The following is a 19815-nucleotide window of genomic DNA, read 5'->3' on the forward strand; positions in this document are numbered from 1 at the left end:
ACTTGGCTCTCCATTGCCCTTGTTTTCATTCAATTCTTGATTGAGAAACAGCGTCGTAGAGGCCAAACTGTGGGCGACAGAATAGCAAATTTAACTTTAAATTAAAATCTCCCCACTTTGACCAACATAGCAACTTACGACTAAAGTCCGGTATATATTAGCTAAATATGCAAAGATTTTGCGGCTCATTACCTTTTTATTTAAATGATGTGCCAACGATCAAGTACACAGCATCTAACTCTTGCTCTGTACGACCGTATGCCAACATGACTGGCCCAATTGGAGAGTCTACCCCAAAGAAAACCGATGCAGCATTATACAGTGGCGCTTCATTGAGCTTCAGATCGTTATCCGACCAAACACCACCGTGTTCAAGCGACGCGCCTAAGTAAACAGGCGCTTCAAACAACCCGAAATCATTGTCCATCCATCGATATCGGTACACTAAGCTCGTAAAAAATAGGTTTTGTCCGATCAAGCTATTTCTAGGAATACCCGATAAATTCAGGAAGCCGCCGATCTCTCTCGGATCGAGTGGAATCGCCGAGTTTTTGCTTTCAACAACGCTGTATTCCGCTTGCCCGACTAAAGTATGACGCTGAAGACTTACCGCGCCTTTAAATCGAGCAGCGATTTCATATACGGTGTCTTCTACGCTGTCATTTGTATTAATTTGGCTAAACCCTTCAGGACTCTTGTCATGAGAAACCAAGTAGTCTAAGTCCAGCAATATTCCTCGAGTGGGAAAAGCAAAATCATCCAGTGTATCTAAGCGGTAGTTGGCGAAAACACCTAAACGCTCATAATCAATATCCCCTGCAGAAGCGAACGTCGATAATTCAATTGTTCCTGTCGAATAACGCCCACCCACTCGAAACTCTTGCCACAATGTTGGCTGCCCCCCCGCGGATAACTCGCCCATAAATTCGGTATACGAGACAGGGAAAAAGTCATAGACCGAACCGAGATCTGGATTTTCAAAATCATTCAGTGGGATATTGCGATTTTCAGAGCGATAACTGAGCTTACCGGAGACAAACAGCTCCTGGCTAGAAAGTACTGGGGAATACAGTTCCGTCTCGATAAGCTTATCGGTGCCCATATCAATGTTAAATGCCAACTCGGCACCATGAGAGTTTAAGTCTGTGAAGTTTGCCGACATTCCAATGCCGTATTGACTGTCAGTCTTGAAATCATCTTCAAGGAAAAAACGAAAGTTAAGGTAGTTGGGTCCCCAAGATTTTTCATTGACATCAAATACCAGCAAGTTTACCCCGTTAATCTCTTCAAAGTGATACGTGATCAATTCGAAACGATCCAACGCATACAGACTGTCCACAGCCTCTTCAATTTCAGCCGTCTCGATAGGGCGCCCTGTTTCTAATTCCAAACGATTGGTCAACAACACATCACTATAATGGGTGTTATTTACGATAACGATTTGATCAACGATACGTTCATCGCCATACACCAGATCTCGGCGTATATCTTGTTTCTGATCGATATACTTTTGGTATTCCGCGCTGGAAAGGCTTAACGCACTCAATTTTGATTTTTGCTTCTTCGTGATTTGGTAACCAGCTTGAAATGCGCTTGGCATCTTATCAAACTCAACCGTCTCCATTTGGCCAACATCTGGACGAAGGTAAACATCATCATCGTTAAGCGTTGCGGCTTGATCTTGAGTACTGCGGCGTACTAAATAGTTGGATAGCTGATCAGCAACCGCAAACAGGCCAGTAAAATCTTCTTTGGTGTTGTAATCAGTACTGATATCGACTGCAATCACAATATCAGCCCCCATCGAACGTGCAACGTCGACGGGCATGTTATTGACAACACCACCATCGACCAACATATGGCCATTGAGTTCATAAGGAGGGAGAGCACCTGGCACCGACATACTTGCCATCATGGCATCAACTAAATAACCATCAGCCAGAACCACCTCTTCTAGTTCCAAGATGTCTGTCGCCACGGAACGATATGGAATAACGAGATCATCGAAAGAGTCAAAACGACCAAGGTTACCCGTGGTCTCTCGCAAAATACGCAACATATTTTGCCCTTGTACCACCCCAGTTGGTGCTCTAATCTCACCAAATCGCACACCTAAATCGGTGTTAATTTGGTATCGGTCTTCATACTCTTTATCACGAACACGGCGTTGGCTACGGTCTACGCGGTCTCGGTAACCACTATTCCAGTCAACACTATAAATAAAGCTTTCAATTTCATCGGCACTCATGCCAGAGGCATACAGACCCCCGACATACGCCCCCATGCTCGTGCCTGTAATGATATCGACAGGAATGTGCATATCTTCAAGTGCTTTGAGTACACCGATATGGGCGGCACCTTTTGCTCCACCACCAGCAAGCACCACCGCAACCTTCGGACGAGCGGCATCTTCTTCGAGAGGTTGAGCAAAAGAAGGGGCTGCAATCAAGAAGCAGACCCAAAACGCAAAACGATGCGCCAATGAATTTGAGGGCAGCTTTTTGAACATTCACATCTTCCTTTACTGAGTATTAATCACCTTACTTTTACTAAGATTTGAACAGCGAAACAAGTCATAGATGGTGTTTTTGATGGTCTTACCAATCAAATAAACTATTCAACCAATTCGACTTTTTCTCACATTGCTGTTTTATCTGCCCCGTTTTATCCCACACTGGCAATTTATGTTGACTACGACAATTCATCTCTAGCGCACCATTAGGTGTTGGCTTAAAGCCCAATGTGGTCACCTCTTTTGGCCACGGCAACTCCAACCTTTCAGGGATACGTTGTGTTAAGTATTCCGCATAAACACGAAGCGCACCGCTTGAACCGGTAAGTTTGGTGGACTTGTTATCATCGCGGCCAAGCCAAATCGTGGTGACTTCACGACCATCTACCCCAACAAACCAACTATCACGGCTATCATTACTGGTGCCTGTTTTTCCCGCCAATGCCGCCCATGAAAACTGACTTTGTAGGAAACGGCCAGTACCTTGCGTAACACCTTGCTTCATCGCATAAGTTGTCAACCATGCGGCTTGCTCATCCACCGCTGGCGCAGAACGAGGCAACGATTGATACAACACATTGCCGTTCATATCGATCACTGAACGTAGTGCGCTCAACTTCGCGCGTTTACCTGAATTCGTCACTGTCTGGTACATCTGTGCGACCTGTAAAGGCGTTAACGAAAATGAACCTAAAAACATCGATGGCACTGGGCGGATCTCATCTTTGTTAACACCCAAACGTTCTAAAGTTGCTGACACTTCTGGAATACCAAGTTGCATACCAAGGCGTACCGTTGGAACGTTGAGAGACTTAGCAAGAGCCATATACAGCGGCACATCACCACGGAACTTACGATCAAAATTACGTGGCGACCATACTGACCCTTTACTGCCTTTCAGGCTGAGCGGTGTGTCATGTAATGTGGTTGCCAAGTTGTATTTCTCTGGTTGTTCCAATGCTGTTAAATAAATAGCTGGTTTCACTAGCGAACCTATCGGGCGGCTCGCATTCAACGCGCGGTTAAAACCTTCATAACCGACTCGCTTCCCCCCCACCATGGCACGAATTTCGCCACTGTGACGATCCACCGCCACCGCTGCCGCTTCTAACTCTTTACCTGCGCGCTTTTCAAGTTCAGGAATTTTCTTGGCGATCGCTTTTTCCATCTTACTTTGCGAGACTGGATCAAGTGATGTAAACAAACGCAAGCCCGTCTCAGCCTTAAATTGATCGCCAACTTTCTCTTTCAGTTCGATATTCAGCTGTTGGAAATACGCAGGTTGGCGACTCGCAATACGCGGCTTGCTTTGTGTATCGAGCGGACGATTTACCGCTTGCTCGTATTGCTCTGAGGTCAGCATGTTTTGCTGCATAAGCAGGCGCAATACCAAATCACGGCGTTCTTTCGTGCGCTCTGGGTATCGAATCGGGTTGTAATAAGATGGCCCTTTCACCATTCCGACTAGCATCGCTAACTGATCAATACGCAACTCTTGGATCGGTTGACCAAAATAGTAGCGTGAAGCCAAGCCAAAGCCATGGATCGCATCACCACCGCTTTGCCCCAAATACACCTCGTTGAGGTACGCTTCAAGAATACGGTCCTTGCTGTAGCGGTAATCCAGAATCAGCGCAATGTACGCTTCACGCACCTTACGCCATAAGGTTTTATCACGAGTTAAAAATAAGTTTTTTGCCAACTGTTGAGTCAGTGTACTGCCACCTTGTACCGTGCGTCCTGCTTTGATGTTGGCGACCAAAGCGCGACCGATCGCAAGTGGAGATACTCCATCGTGTTGGTAGAAGTCACGGTCTTCAGTTGCAAGAAGTGCATCAACAAGAATCTCAGGGAATTGATCACGACGTAAGAACAAACGCTGTTCATTTTGATCTTTTTCCAACATACCCAGCATCTTAGGTTCAATGCGTAGATAACCTAGCTCCCCTTTTGATTCCAACGATTGAATACGCTGTAAACCACTGCTAGAAAAATGCAACATGACATGGCGATCTGGCTCAGGACCATCGGCAAACTCGAATGGGCGACGGATTAATTCAATACGCGTCGATGAAGATGAATACTCCCCCGGATAGCGAGGCTGGCTCACTTTACGGTAATTCAACACATCCAGTTCGTTACGCATCTCTTGAATGGTCAGATTATCGCCCGGACTTAAATTAAGAATGCGAGCATAGACCACCGTAGGCAACTCAAATAACTGACCATCAAAGCGATCTTTCACCACGCTATCTAAATAAATGCCAACAAACACCAATACCGCAGCTAATGCGATCCCCGCTTTCCAACAAAATGACCATAACATCTTCAGCCAAGAGCGTTTATTACGATTTGGCTTTTTCGATGGTGCACGACGAGTACGCTTAGCAGTGCCTTTGCTTGATGCGTGACTTCTCGTCGCGGTGGTTTTCTTCGCTGGCGCCTTTTTTTCGTGCGGCTTTTTTGTATCAGTCATTATTTAATTGTCTTTTTGTTTTCGTTGTCGCTACATGGGTGGCAGGGTCATCTGGCCATACGTGTTTGGGGTAACGCCCTTTCATCTCTTTTTGTACTTCTTTATAACTTCCCGCCCAAAATGCGGCTAAGTCTTTCGTCACCTGAAGTGGACGCTGCGCTGGAGAAAGCAATTCAAGCACCAATCGCTTGCGCCCCAATGCCACGGTCGGTGAAGCGCTTTCGCCAAACACCTCTTGCATGCGCACCGACAATACGGGCTCACTGCCAAATTGGTAACGAATGCGCTTTTTTGAGCCAGTTGGTAAACGGTAATCTTGTGGTAACCATTCATCGATGTTTTGATTCAAAGGCCAACCGAGTCGCGCATTCAGCGCTTCACTCAAGTTCACTTTCTCAAGATCTTTCACCGATGATACCGCACCCATATAAGGCTCTAGCCATTCCTCTAAGCTCTCCAGTAGACTTGTCTCATCAAAACTCGGCCAAGCCTGCTCAGGTAACCACTCCACTGCACAGCGAATACGCTCTAATAAATTATCGGCGGCCGATGTCCAGTTTAAACTCTGTAAGCCGTGACGACGGACATAAGTGAGTAAAGCTTGTGTCATTTTTTCTTTACCCGGGCTTGGCAACGTTTCGCGCTTAATGACCAACTGCCCGAGCTTGAGCTGTTGCTCCGCAATCAATCGCCCTTTATCGTTATCCCAATCAACCATTTCGGTTGAAGAAAAAAGCGTAGCGAAAGCGTCTTGTAAGGTATTGATATCTAGCTCGCAAGCCAAGTGAATTTGGCTCGAATTAGAGTGAGAGCGCATCAAATCTATCGCGACTAAGTACTCGCAGCCACCCAACATTTCTTCTGGTCGACACTCCGCACCATGTCCGTTAGCTAAAGTAAAACGACCGTACTGGTTGGCTCTTTGTTGCGCGATACGATCAGGAAATGCCAAACTCAACACTAAAGGTAATAACGCTTCATCTATCGCAGACAAATTGAATGTAGAACCCAGTTTATGAGCAAGGGTTTGCGCTCGCTTTAGCATCATCGACTTTTTCGGGTGGATACCACTCACCCAGCGATGCAAACTATGAGCAATATTCGCCACATTGCGCTCTGGCTCTTCAATAAGGGCGACCGCTGCCAGCGCGGTATTTAGCATCTTTTCACTATGATGTTGCGCTTGTATGAGCATAGCCGCAGAGCGAGGCTCAACGCCCAACTCATGAGCGATTTTACCATCCGGCGATAATTGCCCTGACTCCGTTAGCAATCGCAAAGAAGCTAACAATTGCTTAGACTGTGCAAGAGAGGCTGCTGATGGGATATTCAACCATTTGAGTGCGGAGATATCGCCGGCCCCCCAAAACGCTAATTCCATCACCAAACTAGCGAGATCGGTGTGGAGAATTTCTGGCTGTGGTACTTGGGGTTGCTGCTTAAACTGGGCCTCAGAATAAAGTCGAACACAGATACCCTCTTCAACACGTCCTGCGCGACCTGCACGCTGTATCGCCGATGACTGTGCAATTCGAACTTGCTCAAGGCGGGTTAATCCATTTTTCAAGTCAAAGCGCGCGACGCGTTCTAGTCCTGAATCCACCACCAGGCGAATACCTTCAATGGTCAACGACGTTTCGGCAATGTTCGTCGCTAGCACAACTTTACGCTTGCCTGAAATCGTTGGAGAGATGGCCTTTTGCTGCTCAGCGAAACTGAGTTGCCCATAAAGCGGGCACACTTCTATGTTATCAGGTAGGTGTGATAAACGTTCTTCCACCTGTTTAATCGCCGCGGCACCAGGAAGGAAAGCAAGCAGAGAGCCAGGCTCTTTGTGCATCAAACTCTCGATCGTTTTTGCCATTGAGGTTGGCAAGTGATCGTTTGTCCCTAAAGGAAAATAGCGCGTTTCCACCTCAAAGCTACGGCCTTGGGATTCGATATAAGCCGCATCGGGTAACAAGGTTTGCAATGCGTCTTGATCGAGCGTTGCCGACATCACCAACAGCTTAAGATCATCACGTAGTGCTTCTTGCACTTCAAGGCTGAACGCTAAAGCGGTATCTGCATGAATACTGCGCTCATGAAATTCATCAAAGATCAGTAGATCGATGCCATCTAACTCAGGGTCATTTTGGATCATTCGTGTCATGATCCCTTCCGTGACAATTTCGAGCTGAGTATGCTGGCTTACCTTTGTCTCACCGCGAACTCGATAGCCCACTCGCTCCCCAACTTGCTCACCCAGTTGCTGCGCTAGGTAACGAGCAATATTGCGCGCCGCCAAACGTCGAGGTTCGAGCATCACGATCTTGCCTGACACAATTTGATTTTTCACAAGTTGCAATGGGAAATAGGTTGACTTACCAGCCCCTGGAGCGGCTTTGAGGATCACTTGATGTTGATTTTTGACCGCCGTAAGTAATTGCGGCATCACGGCTTCAATCGGCAATTGTGACAAAGGAAATACCCTGTGTTGTAATGGTGGCAACATTGTACATAAAACTTTCCCGTCTAAATAAGCAAAATGCATTTCGAACCTACTCTAGAGTCAGCAACTCTGCTCAAACGCTACAAACGCTTTCTTGCCGATATCGAATTAGATAACGGTGAAGTTCGTACCATCCATTGTGCTAACACTGGTGCAATGACAGGTTGTGCAACACCTGGCAACAAAGTTTGGTACTCCACCTCGGATAACCCTAAGCGAAAATACCCAAACAGTTGGGAGCTTAGTGAGACCGCACAAGGGCACAGAATCTGTGTCAATACCGCTCGCGCTAACCAATTAGCCGTCGAAGCCATTGAAAATGATGTTATTTCAGAACTCATTGGATATGACCAACTTCAAACTGAGGTGAAATACGGCAATGAAAATAGCCGAATTGATATCTTGCTCAGCGCAAGCGACAAACCAAAGTGCTATATAGAGGTGAAAAGCGTCACTCTGCTTGATGAAGAAACCCCATCAGGACAAGGCTATTTCCCAGATGCCGTCACCACACGAGGTCAAAAGCACCTGAGAGAACTCACAGATATGGCACAAAATGGAAGTAGAGCCATACTTTTATTCACTGTTTTACATTCAGGCATTGAAAAAGTATCCGCGGCACACCATATAGACGCGAAATATTCAATGTTACTAAAACAAGCACAAAACGCTGGAGTAGAAGTGCTCTGCTATAAAGCAGAACTAAGCGATACTGAAATCAAACTAATTTCTGCTGTTGATTTTATCAATTAATTGAAAAAAATGATGTTATCTTCACAATGACGATAAGTTTATAATTCAGTGATTGCCTGCTTCGTCTCTTTTTGCTATAGATACCCGCCTTAAATTGACTGCATAGCAGTTGACTAGGTGTAAGTAGGAGATGCTGTATGCCAGAATCAAAGAAAAAAACGATAGGCATCCTAGCCATTGCTGGTGTGGAGCCATATCAGGAAAAGCCTGGTGAAGAGTATATGTCACCAGAGCAAGTGGAACACTTTACTAAAATCTTAACAGCTTGGCGTAATCAGCTCAGGGAAGAAGTCGGTCGCACTGTACACCATATGCAGGACGAAGCCGCAAACTTCCCAGATCCAGTTGACCGTGCCTCTCAAGAGGAAGAGTTCAGCTTAGAACTGCGTAACCGTGACCGTGAACGTCGCTTGATCAAGAAGATCGAGAAAACGCTAGACAAAATTAACGAAGACGATTTCGGCTTCTGTGAGTCTTGTGGCGTTGAGATTGGCGTCCGTCGTCTTGAAGCGCGCCCAACAGCAGATCTTTGTATTGACTGTAAAACACTTGCAGAAATCAAAGAGAAGCAAATGCAAGGTTAATCGACCAAGCATTATGATTACTAAAAGGGAGCTCAGGCTCCCTTTTTGTTTTGGTTTAATTTATATACCCAAATAATACCAACCACAGTAAGCAAGTGCTCAACAATAGCGTAGAGGAAATGTTTGAGAACAAAGCGAAAATTTTCGATAACGAGTTATTCTAATATCGAAATTTTTAACGCCATTATCGAGCATTTTCATCAGCTAGAATAAACCACTACATACTACGCTTGGTATAACCTTGAGATACACACGCATGACACGCTACGTAGGTCGATTCGCCCCATCCCCTTCAGGCCCATTACATTTTGGTTCACTGGTTGCTGCTCTGGGTAGTTACTTCCAAGCGAAAGCAAACCATGGTGATTGGTTAGTCCGAATTGAAGATCTCGACCCGCCTAGAGAAATGCCCGGTGCTTCTGAAGCCATCTTACAAGCACTACGAGCTTACCACTTGCTTTGGGATGGGGACGTCGTGTATCAAAGTGAACGACACGACCTTTATCAAGCACAAATTGACGCTTGGCTAGCCAACGGCGATGCCTATTACTGCCAGTGCACGCGTAAGCAAATTAAAGAACATGGTGGCTATTATCCAGGCACTTGCCGCGACAAAGGCTTGCAAGAAGGCGCAATCCGCCTAAAAATGACCCAGCCCATCGCTAGTTTCTTAGATCAGAAACACGGTAGAATAGCGATTCCTGCAGCCTTAGTGAATGAAGATTTCATTATTAAACGTCGCGATGGGTTATTTGCTTATAATCTTGCGGTAGTATTAGACGACATTGATCAAGGCGTCACCGAGGTCGTTCGCGGCGCTGACTTAATTGAGCCCACCGGCCGCCAAATCAGTTTGTACCGAATTCTGGAACAACCTGAGGTACGTTACTTACATTTGCCGTTGGCGATGGACACTAACGGTAATAAGCTGTCAAAGCAGAATCATGCGACAGCCATTGATATCAATGACCCAAAACCAACTTTGCTGCATGCCATGAGGTTTTTAGGTTTTAATCTACCAGGCCATATTAAGTCCGCGAATCTCAACGACATTCTACGTTGGGGATGCGAAAATTGGCGCTTAGAACAGCTTCCATTAGAGATAGAAATCACGCCGTGATTCTCAAATGGCACCGTGTAGGCTATTATTAGCCGCAAAATCAGCCCTTGAGGCTTAGATAACTAACCAAAGCAAAATTGGATTAAACCCAGTAATTGCCAGATGCACATGAATACAAACGACTGTACAACAAGCGAACCTGCCACTATCCCAGAGCTCGCTCTCAATGTAATAACTCGTGAAGAGCACAACATTTCGCGTAAGCACATCAGTGATAATGCACTGAAGGTACTATATCGCCTAAATGGTGCTGGTTTCGATGCTTTTCTTGTGGGTGGCGGGGTTCGAGACTTACTGCTAGGACAAAAGCCCAAAGACTTTGATATTGCGACTAACGCAACACCTGAGCAAATCAAGCAATTGTTTAGAAACTGCCGCTTGATTGGCCGACGTTTTCGTCTTGCCCACATTATGTTTGGCCGAGACATCATCGAAGTCGCCACCTTCCGTGGTCACCACCAAGAGCAAAAAAATAAAAACATCTCTCAGCAATCAAAAGAAGGGATGTTGTTAAGAGATAACGTCTACGGCACCGTTGATGAAGATGCCGAACGTCGCGACTTCACGATAAACTCGATGTACTACAACATCGCAGATTACTCAATTCACGATTACGCTCGTGGGATTGAAGATTTAGAAGATCGTCTTATTCGCCTGATCGGTGATCCTGAAACTCGTTACCGCGAAGATCCAGTGCGCATGTTGCGTGCGGTCCGCTTTGCCGTAAAACTCGACTTCGACATCGAAGAAGACACGGCAGCACCAATCGAAGAGATGGCGCCACTACTGCGTGACATCCCGTCAGCACGTCTATTCGAAGAGTCACTAAAGCTGCTTCAAGCAGGTCACGGCCTAGAGACTTACCACCTGCTACGTGAATACAACTTATTCCAACAGCTGTTCCCTGCGATTTCTGAACACTTCACTGAAGATTACGAATCTCATACAGAGCAAATGCTGGATTTGGTATTGGACTCAACAGACATTCGTATCGAAGAAGGTAAACGCATCAATCCAGCATTTATGTTTGCTGCGATGCTGTGGTACCCGCTATGTGCCCTCGCTGACAAGCTAATGGAGCAACATAACCTATGCCACTACGATGCGATAATGGAAGCAAGTAACATCATCCTTGATGATCAAGTTCGCACGATTGCCATTCCACGTCGTCATACCGCCACCATTCGAGAAATTTGGCAGCTACAATTACGTCTTCCACGACGCAATGGTAAGCGCGCATCTCGTCTGATGGAGCTCAATAAATTTAGAGCTGGCTTTGATTTCCTTGAAATGCGCGGTGAAATTGAAGGTGGAGACACTCAGAAGCTTGCCAAATGGTGGGAAACTTTCCAAAATGCTGGGCGTGAAATGCGTCAAGCGATGGCAGCAGACCTTGATGGCCAATCACCAAAGTCTGGCCCTCGTCGCCGTAAAACCTATCGCAAGAAAAAAAGTAAGCCTAAATCATGATCACAGCATACATTGCGGTAGGCAGTAACTTGGCTGATCCCGTCAGCCAAGCAAACGTCGCGATCGAGGCACTCAAAACTCTACCCAATTCAGAGTTTATTCAGGCTTCTTCGCTATACAGCAGCACACCGATGGGTCCGCAAAATCAGCCGGATTACATCAATGCCGTAGTAGCAATCAATACCAATTTGATGCCCCTTGAGTTACTTAATTGCACCCAAGCAATTGAGCAAGAGCAAGGGCGTGTCCGTAAAGACGAACGTTGGGGGCCAAGAACGTTAGACCTCGACATTATTCTATACGGCAATGAGGTGATTAATTCCGAGAGACTGACAGTTCCACACTATGGAATGAGAGAGCGCGAGTTCGTACTCTACCCTCTTGCGGAAATTGCACCAAGTTTACAACTCCCTGATGGGACCGAGGTCTCGTCGCTACTTGAACGAGTAGACCGAAATGGCCTCCGTATTTGGCAGTCATAGCCAACTCCTAGTAAGGATAAAACAATGAAAAAAATAACCATTAACGATCTGATTAAATGCAAACAAGAAGGTCGTAAGTTCGCTAGCTCAACCGCATACGATGCCAGCTTTGCCCAGCTATTTGAAAGCCAAGAAATGCCAGTCCTATTAGTCGGAGACTCTCTAGGTATGGTTCTGCAAGGTAAAAATGACACATTACCAGTAACGGTTGAAGACATCGCTTACCATACGCGCTGTGTACGCGCAGGCAGCCCAAACTGTCTATTGATGGCAGATATGCCATTCATGAGCTACGCAACACCAGAGCAAGCGTGTGAAAACGCGGCAACGTTAATGCGTGCTGGTGCTAATATGGTAAAAGTCGAAGGCGGCGATTGGTTAGTCGATACAGTAAAAATGCTGACTGAACGCGCCGTACCAGTGTGCGCGCACCTTGGACTGACCCCTCAATCTGTTAATATTTTTGGTGGTTATAAAATCCAAGGCCGTGATCAAGAAAAAGCCGATCGCATGGTTAAAGATGCACTTGCACTACAAGAAGCCGGCGCTCAAATCGTTTTACTCGAGTGTGTACCTGCCGAACTGGCAGCTCGCATTACACAAGTACTTGATGTACCAGTGATCGGTATCGGTGCAGGCAACGTGACTGACGGTCAAATTTTGGTGATGCATGATATGTTCGGTATTTCAGCGAACTACATGCCTAAGTTCTCGAAAAACTTCCTTGCTGAAGCCGGAGATATGCGCACTGCTGTGGCAAAATACATTGCTGACGTCGAAAGCGGTGAATTCCCTGACGACGCTCATACTATTGCCTAGAGGATAAATGCATGCAAACTTTTGCGGAAATTTCAGCCGTTCGTGAACAAATTAAAACCTTTAAACGTGAAGGTCGTAAAGTGGCATTTGTCCCAACCATGGGTAACCTTCATGAAGGCCACTTAACACTGGTTCGTAAAGCGCGCGAATACGCTGATGTCGTTGTCGTAAGCATCTTTGTTAACCCGATGCAGTTTGAACGTGCAGACGATTTAAATAACTACCCTCGTACGCTTGAAGAAGACCTCAACAAGCTGAGCGGCGAAGGGGTAGAGGTGGTATTCACTCCAACACCAGAAATTATCTACCCTGAAGGGCTTGATAAACAAACTTTTGTCGATGTCCCTGGGCTGTCTACCATTCTTGAAGGCGCGTCTCGTCCAGGCCACTTCCGCGGCGTAACGACCATTGTCAACAAGCTATTCAATATCGTTCAACCAGACGTTGCATGTTTTGGTGAGAAAGACTTCCAACAACTTGCTGTGATTCGCAAAATGGTCGAAGATCTGGCGATGGATATCAACATCATTGGCGTACCAACTGTACGTGAAATGGACGGTCTTGCGATGAGCTCGCGTAATGGTCTGCTAACGATCGATGAGCGACAACGCGCACCGGTATTGGCTCGCACCATGCGTTGGATCAGCAGTGCAATGCGTGGCGGTCGTGATGACTATGCATCGATTGTTGAAGATGCAAATGACCAACTACGTGCAGCCGGCCTGCTGCCAGATGAAATCTTCATTCGCGACGCTCGTACACTGCGATCGATCACTGCAGAAACGACTCAAGCCGTCATTTTAATGTCGGCCTTCCTAGGAAAAGCACGCCTAATTGACAACCAAACCGTTGATATAGCAGTTGAAAGCAAAGAAGAAGCAGAGTCAAACGAAACGAATTCAACAAACGCTGAGTAAACAGAACGCTCAAATGAAAAAAGGTCGACGCTAGGTCGACCTTTTTTTATCAATTTGAAGCGCCCAGCCTATGAACGCAAACCAATGCCCTTAGTGATCAAATAGTGTGCGACGGCATACAACGCGACGATGAACACAGTCAGTACGCTGAACGAGGTCACAATGCCCACATCAGAAACACCAAGGAAACCGTAACGGAAGGCATTCACCATATAGACGATGGGGTTTAGCTTCGATACCCCTTGCCAAAAATCAGGCAGCAAACTAATCGAGTAGAATACCCCGCCAAGGTAAGTCAGTGGCGTTAATACAAACGTAGGAATAATCGAAATATCATCAAACGATTTTGCGTATACGGCATTAATCAGTCCACCCAGCGAAAATACCACAGAGGTCATAAAGACAGTCGCAATAATAATGCCCCAGTGATCCACTTGCAGATCAACAAAAAACAGCGATACGAAGGTAACAATGGTGCCCACTAACAAACCACGGACCACCCCCCCCATCACAAAGCCTAGGATGATAATGTAGTTTGGCACTGGCGCCACTAGCAGCTCTTCAATGTTGCGCTGAAATTTAGAACTGAAGAACGACGATGCGACATTCGAATAAGAGTTGGTAATAACTGACATCATGATCAAACCCGGCACGATGTATTCCATGTAACTGAAGCCATTCATTTCACCAATACGAGAGCCAATTAGGCTACCGAAGATAATGAAGTACAACGTCATGGTAATCGCCGGTGGCACTAAGGTTTGCACCCAAATACGTGTGAAACGATTGATTTCTTTGGTTAGCAGACTACTAAAAGCGGTCCAATATAACAGGTACATTATTGGTTACCTCCACGCACGATGCTAACAAACAGTTCTTCCAGACGGTTCGCTTTGTTACGCATAGAAAGCACTTTGACACCATGTTCAGATAACTGACTGAACACTGAGTTCAGCCCTTGGCTCTTATCTAACTCAATTTCCAATGAGCCATTAAGCATCGTTTGGCTATTCACACCTTGCAGAGTAGGCATGACACCATCGAACTCCACATCTAAGATAAAGGTTTCTACTCGTAGTTTGCCTAAGAGCGCCTTCATGGTTGTGTTCTCGATCAGCTCACCTTTGTTGATGATGCCTATGTTACGGCACAGCATTTCCGCCTCTTCGAGATAGTGCGTGGTCAAAATGATCGTAATGCCCTGTTCTTGGTTGATCTCTTTTAAGAAATCCCACATTGAACGACGCAGTTCGATATCCACACCCGCTGTGGGCTCATCAAGAATCAACAATTGTGGTTCATGCATCAACGCTCGTGCAATCATTAAACGGCGCTTCATACCACCAGATAAGTTACGAGCACGCTCTTTGCGTTTTTCCCACAAATCCAGCTTAGTTAAGTATTTTTCAGCCCGCTCTTTCGCCAGCACTTTCGATACGCCATAGTAGCCTGCCTGCTGTATTACAATCTGCTCAACCGTCTCAAACTGATTGAAGTTGAATTCTTGTGGCACTAACCCAAGATTCTGTTTAGCAAGCTCAAGGTGCGTATCCATGTCGTATCCGAACACTTTTGTGGTGCCAGAGGTTTTATTGACTAAAGAAGCGATAATACCGATCGTGGTCGACTTACCGGCCCCATTCGGCCCTAAAAGCGCGTAAAAGTCGCCTTTCTCTACTTTAAGGCTAATTCCCTTCAACGCCTCAAAGCCACCCGCATACGTTTTGCGAAGCTGTTCTATTTCTAATGCGTACATAGCGTATTCATTGCCATCTGTTCATGAATTGTGATTGCCAACGCCGATTGGAATAACGCATGCTGACGCAATCGTCGACCAACGGTATTGCACTTAAGTTGAATTAGTCTATCGTCGAATGACGATGATTACAATTAAACCTTTCCGCAATATTGGAAATAATGAGTGCTCTAACAAAAAAGCGCCGCGAGATTGCTCTGACAACGCTTTAAAGATAAATGACTTCAGTTACATGGTTGGCATCCGGTGTTCGTCGGGTTCCACATGCTTCACTGCCGCATTTAGCGCCTCATAGCGGAACTTGTAGGTATTCGCATCAGGCACTAAGTCAATCACGTGGAACTTCTCTAACTGCTCACGCGTGCGCAGGTTGGGACACAACAAATACACTTCACAGTTTGCATCTAGGGCGTCCTTAATCGCATTCTCCAGTGCGAGTCCCACGGTCACATCAATCATAGGCACATCGGTCAAATCGAGGATCATCACTTCATAATCGGCAATGCTGGTATGCTGACGAGAAATAGCTTTAGAGACACTGAATATCATCGGGCCTGACAGATAAAAGAACAGGACTTTGCCATTAGCACTATCTAGTAGTCCACGTTCACTGTCCGTTAGTGGCACATCGTCTTCATCTGCATCACTGATCGCTTTTACTTGGCGGGCTTGCTCACGGCTCAGTCGCTCAATAATGATAATATTGGAAATAAATACGCCAAGGCCTACCGCAACAATTAAATCCACAAATACGGTCAATAGCATGACGCCATACATGATCACCATACCCGGAAAACTGACTTTATGCGCTCGTTGTATAAAACTCCAGTCGAGAATGTTGAAACCTACATATACCGCAATACCTGCAAGCACCGCCATTGGGATCGGCTCAGTTAAGCCACTTGCCACCAAGACCACCAATGCCAGAATCAACGCACGAATCACACCGGACAGTGGCGAGCACGCTCCCACCTGAATGTTGGTTACCGTGCCCATGGTTGCCCCCGCACCGGGCAGCGCACCAAACAAGCCAGAGATCATGTTCGCCAAGCCTTGACCACGCAACTCTTTATCTGAGTCATGCTCTTTACGCGTCAGGGAATCACCAATCACCGCCGTTAGCAAGGTATCAATACAGCCCAATGTTCCAAGTACCAATGCATCGATGACCATTTCGGTGAACATCGCAGGGTCAATATGCGGAACAACCAGTGATGGCAATCCCCCTGGAATTTCACCAATGCGGCGAATATCTTCAGCATCAAACAACATCACCGACAGCAACGTCACCGCAACAAGCGCCACTAACTGAGCTGGCACATATTTACGATACTGCGTCGGGAAGAAGAACAAAATACCTAAAGTCAGGAGACCTAAAAATAACTCACTGAACTTAAGGTTAGAGATGGTATCTGGCAGTGCCGATAATGTGCCAATAACGCCACCAGTAGGGGCGGCATGTCCAAGCAGAGGAGATAATTGCAAGATGATAAGAATGACACCGATGCCAGACATAAAACCGGATATCACGCTGTACGGCATTAATGTGATGTATTTACCAAGCTTCAGCGTACCGAGCACGACCTGGAATGCCCCTGCCATCATGACCACAGTAAACGTCATTGCCAAGCCAGTTTCTGGATATTTGGCCATCATGCTGGTTAATACCGCCGTCATGATCACCGTCATCGGGCCGGTTGGCTCTGAAATAAGCGTGTTAGAACCACCAAATAGTGAAGCAAACAGCCCCACCATAATTGCGCCCCACAAGCCCGCTTCTGCACCTGCTCCAGAAGCCACACCAAAGGCGAGGGCGAGAGGAAGTGAAATAATGGCGGTTGTCACACCACCAAACAGATCCCCTTTCAGGTTGATATCCTTAAAGCGACGACCGAACATCGAATTTGCTCCCAGCATTAAAAATACAAAATGATATCAATCTACCAAATATTTTGATAAAGAAAAAAAGCAAAAAAAACCTCTAAGTACATAGGCTTATTCGCTTAATGAATGATGGCTGCATATTTTATGATTTTAACGACGAGAACTAGTCAGATGAGTCATCTTTGATGAATATTTATCGGGATCGTAATTGTAACATTGTGTATAGTTACAGCGCTGATCGCTTTATTAGCACTGGAGAGTGGTTGGTCTTTTTGATTTTTAGGGAAGTAGATTGTCAGATGCCGGAAATTAAACAATTATTCGAAAATAATTCAAAGTGGTCAGAAGAAATCAAATCGGATCGTCCTGAATATTTTGCAAAACTCGCACAGGGCCAGAAACCAGATTTCCTTTGGATTGGCTGTTCAGACAGCCGCGTACCAGCAGAACGATTAACTGGACTTTACTCTGGCGAGTTATTTGTTCACCGCAATGTGGCTAACCAGGTCATCCACACCGACCTGAACTGCCTATCTGTGGTGCAATACGCCGTCGATGTCCTTAAGGTAAAGCACATTATTGTTTGTGGACACTATGGTTGCGGAGGCGTTAATGCTGCTATCGACAACCCTCAACTTGGCCTCATTAATAACTGGCTGCTCCACATCCGAGATATCTACTTCAAACACCGTACCTACCTCGATCAAATGCCTCAGGAAGATCGCGCTGATAAACTTGGGGAGATCAACGTTGCTGAACAAGTCTATAACCTGGGCAACTCAACCATCATGCAAAATGCGTGGGAACGCGGTCAAGATGTCGAAATTCATGGCGTGGTTTATGGTATTGAAGATGGCCGATTAGAATACTTAGGCGTTCGTTCTCATTCGCAAGAAACCGTAGAAGCTTCCTATCAAAAAGCCCTTTCCGCTATTTTAAATGACGACAAAAAATTGCTTTGTCGATGAGTTTAAAAAAAGCGCCCTTTGAGATCAAAGGGCGCTTTTTTTTAATTTTCAAAGTTCCTACGCAATCATTACTCTTGCGGTACAACCTTACCAATGTATGGCAAATGGCGGTATTTTTGAGCGTAATCGATACCAACACCCACAACGAATTCGTCAGGAATCGCAAAGCCAAACCAATCCACTGGCACGTCAACTTCACGTCGTGATGGCTTGTCTAGCAATGTACAAATTGCGATAGATTTTGGCTCACGTAGCGACAGAATTTCGCGGATCTTATTTAGGGTATTACCCGTATCGATGATGTCTTCTACGATCAATACATCTTTGCCTTTAATATCATCGTCAAGATCTTTTAGGATACGAACATCACGCGAGCTTTCCATCGTATTACCGTAACTTGAAGCGGTCATGAAATCGACTTGGTGAGTCAGTTCGATAGCACGCGCCAAGTCGGCCATAAATACAAATGAACCACGTAGCAAGCCTACAAGCACCAGATCTTCACTGCTCTGGTAACGCTCTGTAATTTGTTTACCTAATTCACGAATTCGCTCCTGAACGTCTTGCTCAGAAATCATGACTTCTATTGTATGTTTCATACTGTGCTCAATTTGTTTGTGGGTTGAGGTAAGTCGTACGCAAACGATCACCCTGTCTTGCGGCTGTAGTGTATCACCACGATCAGTGGGTGAAAAGTCGCATACTTGATCCACGCTCCGTTTGGTGTACGCCTCAATTTTAAGACATTTCCAGCAGCATATCGCATCAATAATGACATTGCTGTCTATAAATTAACCATAAAATATTGACCTTGCACATATGCACCATTAGACTCATCAATGCTTAAAGTAATAATTAAAAAAAATCAATTAGGGGGATTACCCCCAATATTATCAACTCAATGGCAAGGAAAATGGATATGGACTCTATTGCAAAGAGGCCTCGTACTAGGCTTTCACCTATAAAACGTAAACAACAACTAATGGAAATCGCGTTAGAAGTGTTTGCTCGTCGTGGCATTGGCCGTGGTGGCCATGCTGATATTGCTGACATTGCTCAAGTTTCGGTTGCGACGGTTTTTAACTATTTCCCAACTCGTGAAGATTTGGTTGACGAAGTGTTGAATCATGTGGTACGTCAGTTTTCTAACTTCTTATCAGATAACATTGACTTAGATCTTCACGCTCGTGAAAACATCGCCAATATCACCAATGCAATGATTGAGCTTGTCAGCCAAGATTGCCACTGGCTAAAGGTATGGTTCGAATGGAGCGCATCAACGCGTGATGAGGTATGGCCATTATTTGTGACTACCAACCATACTAACCAACTGTTGGTGCAAAACATGTTCATCAAAGCCATTGAGCGTGGTGAAGTGTGCGATAAGCATGAACCGGGAGATTTGGCTAACCTATTCCACGGCATTTGTTACTCAATTTTTGTTCAAGCTAATCGTTCAAAAACCGAAGTAGGACTCACGAACCTAGTAAACTCATACCTAGATATGCTTTGTATCTACAACCGTGAGCACTAAGGTTTCGCTCCCCAACTTCCAAATAAGTGTGACAAGTCCACCTCGATTG

The 19815-nt window shown here is 45.7% G+C and carries 16 protein-coding genes; 9 read left to right on the top strand and 7 right to left on the bottom strand.

Annotated features, from left to right (window positions below):
• Positions 1-196 precede the first annotated feature (196 nt).
• From ACVA54_RS10830 to hrpB, 3 genes are all read right to left on the bottom strand, one after another.
• A complete protein-coding gene (locus tag ACVA54_RS10830) occupies positions 197-2509 on the bottom strand; it encodes a patatin-like phospholipase family protein (protein WP_119463526.1) in 2313 nt (770 codons plus the stop codon).
• 88 nt (positions 2510-2597) lie between these two features.
• Positions 2598-4988: a penicillin-binding protein 1B gene (gene mrcB / locus ACVA54_RS10835; protein ID WP_099079856.1), complete on the bottom strand. Its 2391-nt coding sequence runs from the start codon at positions 4986-4988 to the stop codon at positions 2598-2600.
• The gene (gene hrpB / locus ACVA54_RS10840; protein ID WP_446649603.1) at positions 4981-7449 is read right to left on the bottom strand and encodes an ATP-dependent helicase HrpB; all 2469 of its coding nucleotides are present in this window, start codon (positions 7447-7449) and stop codon (positions 4981-4983) included. The genes mrcB and hrpB overlap by 8 nt, the downstream gene beginning before the upstream one ends.
• Positions 7450-7515: 66 nt before the next feature.
• Here hrpB and sfsA point away from each other — a divergent pair, with 66 nt between their 5' ends.
• The 7 genes from sfsA to panC all read left to right on the top strand — a co-directional run bounded on the left by sfsA (position 7516) and on the right by panC (position 13624).
• Positions 7516-8232 (top strand): DNA/RNA nuclease SfsA, encoded by a 717-nt coding sequence (gene sfsA / locus ACVA54_RS10845; protein ID WP_099079855.1) that lies wholly within the window; start codon positions 7516-7518, stop codon positions 8230-8232.
• 137 nt (positions 8233-8369) lie between these two features.
• Positions 8370-8816 carry an RNA polymerase-binding protein DksA gene (dksA, locus tag ACVA54_RS10850; protein ID WP_099079854.1) on the top strand — a complete coding sequence of 149 codons (447 nt, stop codon included), beginning with the start codon at positions 8370-8372 and terminating at the stop codon, positions 8814-8816.
• 256 nt (positions 8817-9072) lie between these two features.
• On the top strand, positions 9073-9936 hold the full coding sequence (gene gluQRS / locus ACVA54_RS10855; protein WP_119463527.1) for a tRNA glutamyl-Q(34) synthetase GluQRS: 864 nt from the start codon (positions 9073-9075) through the stop codon (positions 9934-9936).
• Between the two features lie 102 nt (positions 9937-10038).
• Positions 10039-11406 (top strand): polynucleotide adenylyltransferase PcnB, encoded by a 1368-nt coding sequence (pcnB, locus tag ACVA54_RS10860; protein ID WP_172438137.1) that lies wholly within the window; start codon positions 10039-10041, stop codon positions 11404-11406.
• The gene (gene folK / locus ACVA54_RS10865) at positions 11403-11888 is read left to right on the top strand and encodes a 2-amino-4-hydroxy-6-hydroxymethyldihydropteridine diphosphokinase (protein ID WP_099079852.1); all 486 of its coding nucleotides are present in this window, start codon (positions 11403-11405) and stop codon (positions 11886-11888) included. Before pcnB ends, folK begins: the two co-directional genes overlap by 4 nt.
• A 24-nt stretch (positions 11889-11912) precedes the next feature.
• A complete protein-coding gene (gene panB, locus ACVA54_RS10870; RefSeq protein WP_099079851.1) occupies positions 11913-12707 on the top strand; it encodes a 3-methyl-2-oxobutanoate hydroxymethyltransferase in 795 nt (264 codons plus the stop codon).
• A gap of 11 nt (positions 12708-12718) precedes the next feature.
• Positions 12719-13624 (top strand): pantoate--beta-alanine ligase, encoded by a 906-nt coding sequence (gene panC / locus ACVA54_RS10875; RefSeq protein WP_099079850.1) that lies wholly within the window; start codon positions 12719-12721, stop codon positions 13622-13624.
• Between the two features lie 68 nt (positions 13625-13692).
• Here panC and ACVA54_RS10880 read toward each other — a convergent pair whose 3' ends face one another.
• From ACVA54_RS10880 to ACVA54_RS10890, 3 genes are all read right to left on the bottom strand, one after another.
• Positions 13693-14463, bottom strand: coding sequence for an ABC transporter permease (locus tag ACVA54_RS10880; RefSeq protein ID WP_099079849.1), 771 nt, complete (start codon positions 14461-14463; stop codon positions 13693-13695).
• Positions 14463-15380: an ABC transporter ATP-binding protein gene (locus tag ACVA54_RS10885; RefSeq protein ID WP_099079848.1), complete on the bottom strand. Its 918-nt coding sequence runs from the start codon at positions 15378-15380 to the stop codon at positions 14463-14465. The genes ACVA54_RS10880 and ACVA54_RS10885 overlap by 1 nt, the downstream gene beginning before the upstream one ends.
• A gap of 228 nt (positions 15381-15608) precedes the next feature.
• Positions 15609-17279 carry a SulP family inorganic anion transporter gene (locus ACVA54_RS10890; protein ID WP_099079847.1) on the bottom strand — a complete coding sequence of 557 codons (1671 nt, stop codon included), beginning with the start codon at positions 17277-17279 and terminating at the stop codon, positions 15609-15611.
• A gap of 284 nt (positions 17280-17563) precedes the next feature.
• Between ACVA54_RS10890 and can the strand changes: the two genes are divergently transcribed.
• Positions 17564-18232, top strand: a complete 669-nt coding sequence (gene can, locus ACVA54_RS10895) for a carbonate dehydratase (protein WP_099079846.1) — start codon at positions 17564-17566, stop codon at positions 18230-18232.
• Positions 18233-18300: 68 nt separating this feature from the next.
• Here the strand turns inward: can and hpt are convergent, their stop codons facing one another.
• Positions 18301-18831 carry a hypoxanthine phosphoribosyltransferase gene (hpt, locus tag ACVA54_RS10900; protein WP_099079845.1) on the bottom strand — a complete coding sequence of 177 codons (531 nt, stop codon included), beginning with the start codon at positions 18829-18831 and terminating at the stop codon, positions 18301-18303.
• A gap of 320 nt (positions 18832-19151) precedes the next feature.
• On the opposite strand from hpt, the gene ACVA54_RS10905 reads away from it, so the two are divergent.
• A complete protein-coding gene (locus ACVA54_RS10905) occupies positions 19152-19766 on the top strand; it encodes a LuxR/HapR/OpaR family quorum-sensing transcriptional regulator (RefSeq protein ID WP_099079844.1) in 615 nt (204 codons plus the stop codon).
• Positions 19767-19815 lie beyond the last annotated feature (49 nt).

The sequence above is a fragment of the Vibrio sp. PNB23_22_6 genome (genome assembly GCF_052877535.1).